Source organism: Arsukibacterium sp. (assembly GCF_033722355.1).
Lineage (GTDB): Bacteria > Pseudomonadota > Gammaproteobacteria > Enterobacterales > Alteromonadaceae > Alishewanella.
The window spans coordinates 1-3,242 of record NZ_JAWVZF010000228.1 but is presented as its reverse complement, the minus strand read 5'-3'; the positions used below and the strand labels follow the sequence as shown (position 1 = coordinate 3,242).

Annotated in this window: 4 protein-coding genes; all 4 read right to left on the bottom strand. The window is 50.3% G+C overall.

What is annotated here, in order from left to right; all coding sequences use genetic code 11:
* The coding region (locus tag R3177_RS14085; RefSeq protein WP_318971643.1) for a DUF4097 family beta strand repeat-containing protein at positions 1-959 on the bottom strand (959 nt) is incomplete at its 3' end.
* 9 nt (positions 960-968) lie between these two features.
* Positions 969-1,481, bottom strand: coding sequence for a hypothetical protein (locus R3177_RS14080; protein ID WP_318971642.1), 513 nt, complete (start codon positions 1,479-1,481; stop codon positions 969-971).
* A complete protein-coding gene (locus tag R3177_RS14075) occupies positions 1,474-1,995 on the bottom strand; it encodes an RNA polymerase sigma factor (RefSeq protein ID WP_318971641.1) in 522 nt (173 codons plus the stop codon). Before R3177_RS14075 ends, R3177_RS14080 begins: the two co-directional genes overlap by 8 nt.
* Positions 1,996-2,083: 88 nt before the next feature.
* On the bottom strand, positions 2,084-3,242 hold a 1,159-nt coding region (locus R3177_RS14070; protein ID WP_318971640.1), incomplete at its 5' end, for an MFS transporter.

The window sequence follows — 3,242 nt, the reverse complement described above, 5'->3', positions numbered from 1 at the left end:
TTAATATCACCGCTTACTGTACTGAGCTCAACACTGCCTTCACCACTGCCCAGAGTAAACTGCAGGCTGCGGGCGGGGCCATATTTGGCTTTAACGGCTTGGTCACTGCTAAGTTTGTTGTCAAGTTTGCCACCGGCCGAGGCGTGTAAATCAACCCGGATGTCACTGTTGCTGGCCAGTTTTAATTCAATATCACCGCTGACACTACTGCCATTGATTTGCGGGCTGGTTGCACCAGCCAGGGTGGCGTCTATATTACCGTTAACCGTACTGAGTTTCAGCACTTTAGTACCGGTAAGCTCGAGTTTAGCCTGGCCATTTACCGTACTGATGCTCACCTCTTCTGCCTGACTTTTGGCGTTGATTTTGCCATTAACCACTTCATAGCTTAGCCGGCCAATGGAGTCTGCATCGTTAATTTCGCCGTTAACCGAGTTCAGCTCAACCTTGCCGCTGGCGCCGTTTACCTTTATGTCGCCATTGACAGTGCTGAGTGAAATACTGTTACGCAAATCACTGGCGCTGATCTGGCCATTTACCGTGTTAATGTCACTACTGCCATAAACACCGCTGACACTGACATTGCTGTTGACGCCCTTGAACTCGATATGACTGCCAACCGGTACGTCGATTTGCAGCTGTGCCGCATTAACTTTTTGTTTGCCATCATAATTTACCCGGCGCGGCATTGTCATTTCAAACCGGCTGAAACCATCTTTGCCATCAAACTCATAGCCCGTCGCTTTTTCATCGAGCTTACCACTAACCCTGAACGTATTATCTGATACTGCTTTAATCGTAATCTCACCGCTCATAACTTCAATATAGATTTTTTCGTTAGCACTGACACTGCGACTTTCATTAACCACCTGACGCGAGTCAGCAAGTGCCAATTGGCTGGTGGTCAGCAACGCGGTCATTAGCAGGCTGCCAAGCCAGTTTATTGTGATGTTTTGCATAATATTCTCCTAACTGATTAGTAAAGGTTGATGCAACGTTGCCCGGCGAATAAAGCTAAGCTGTTGCTGATATAACGTTTGCAGCTGCGCTAACAGCTGCGGTTCATCCGGATAAAATTGCAGGGCCAGGCGCACCTGAGCGATGGCCTGATCCCAGATAACAAGTTGCTGCTGCCAGTTATCATAACCTTCAGCAACGGCGACGACCCGGGCAAGTTGCTGTGCTTTTTGCTGCTCATAGACTTGCAACAACAGTAATTCTGCAGTCAATGGCGTGGCAACAGGCTGCTCTGATGGTGGCAAAACCGTTATTTGCCAGCCAATCAGTACCACCAGCAGCAGCGCGGCAGCACTGGCCAGCTTCATCAGCCAGAATGTCTCTGCTGGTTTTTCTGCTGCCGGCAGCCTGCTTTGCTGAGGGGTTTGCTCAAGCTGATTGGCAATATCCGGCCACAAATCGCGCCGGGGTTGCAGCTCTTTTTCCAGTTGCTGCAGCCTTTTCTCAAATTGTTGCTCATTCATCCGCTAGCCACTCCTGTAACAATTGTCGGGCTCTGAAATACTGTGCTTTAGAACTTCCCTCAGCAATCCCCAGCAAACCAGCAATTTCCTGATGCTGATACCCCTCCAGCGCGAACAACACAAATACCGCTCTTGCCTGAGAAGGTAAGCGCATAATTGCCTGCTCCAGCATTGCCGCGTCGCTGCTGCAGTGAGTGGTTGGCTGCAGCAGTTCAAGTTCATCACTGCCATCCGTCAGGCGCAGGTTTTTCTGCTGGCGAAAGTGATCTATTGCAGTGCGGGTAGCAACACTATGCAGCCAGGTTGCAAAGCTGCTGTCGCCACGAAACACCGGTAACTGTTGCCATACCTTAATAAATACATCCTGACTGGCATCTTCGGCCTGCTGTTTATTGGCTAACAGCCGCCAGCAAATCGCATATACCCGACCAATAAACTGCTGGTATATCAGGTAAAAAGCCTGCTTATCTCCTTGCTGTGCTGCGCTGATTGCCGCTGCAATCTCCGTTGCCATAAATGCCCTTTTGCTGGCCGGTTTAAGAAAGTAATGACAGGTTAGTCGAATGAAGTAACAGAAAGGTTTAAAACAGCCAATAAAATATTTAGCGGCTGCGCAGCCATAACAATACCGTCAGTAGCAGGGTTATGCCGTACATCAGCCAGGAGGCCAGGACCACGCCTGACCAGCCAAGCCACTGCCAGAACGGCTGCAGGTAAAAGCCACCTATACTGGCGCCAACATAGTAGAACACCAGATAAAGTGCACTGGCACTGGCCTTGGCCCGCCTGGCATGTTGGTTAACCCAGCTACTGGCGAGCGAATGACACAGGAAAAAACCAAAAGCACTGATAAAAAAACCGCCGACAATGAGCCAAACCGCGCTATGCAGGGTCACCAAAGTACCCAGCATCAGCAGCACGGTACCCAGCGCCATTGCCAGTGGTGCGGAGATACGCTTTGCAATTCTGGCAGAAAACGCCGAGCCGACAGTACCACTGAAATAAGTTATAAATAACAGGCCCAGCATGCTGCTGCTCAGTAAATAAGGGGGTGCCGCCAGCATAAAACTGACAAAGGTATACTGGTTTAAAAACACCAGAAAATTCAGACCGCCAATCAGATAAGTCAGCAGTAACAATGGCTGGCGCAGGTGAAATCCATGATTTTTAAGCGCTTGTAAAAGCCGGAATGGCTGACGCGTAAACCCGCTGGATTGCGGCAGAAAGCGCCAGATACCATAGCAACTGACCGCACTTAACAGCGCCATCGGCCAGAATACCCATTGCCAGTGGCCCCAATCAGCAAGCCCGCCCGCCAGTAAGCGACCGCCAATACCGCCTAACGAGCTCGCGCTGATATAGTAGCCCACTGCGCTCACCAGCGCCGGTGTGGTATATTCTTCGCCCATCCAGGCAATAGCAATAGCTGGCAGTCCTCCCAGACAAAGGCCCTGCACAGCCCGCCAGAACACTAATCCATTGAAGCTGTCTACCTGAGTCAGCGCCAGCGTGCTAATTGTCATGCCAGACAATGTGATTAATAACAGCGACTTGCGACCCCAGGCATCCGATAAAGAGGCATAAACCAGTAATGATATACCCAGCCCCAGCGTGGTAATGATATAACTGAGGTTGGCCTGCAGCGGGCTTATTTGAAAATCTCGGCTAAGTTGTGGCAACAGCGGTTGCAACAGATGCAGATTTGCAAATACCACTATTGCTGCCAGGCACAGCGCAAAGCAACTTTGATAAAATCCAGCC

What these genes read in the sequence shown, in the direction of transcription:
- R3177_RS14080 (WP_318971642.1), bottom strand. Translation starts at nt 1,481, where the DNA reads ATGAATGAGCAACAATTTGAGAAAAGGCTGCAGCAACTGGAAAAAGAG.
- R3177_RS14075 (WP_318971641.1), bottom strand. Translation starts at nt 1,995, where the DNA reads ATGGCAACGGAGATTGCAGCGGCAATCAGCGCAGCACAGCAAGGAGAT.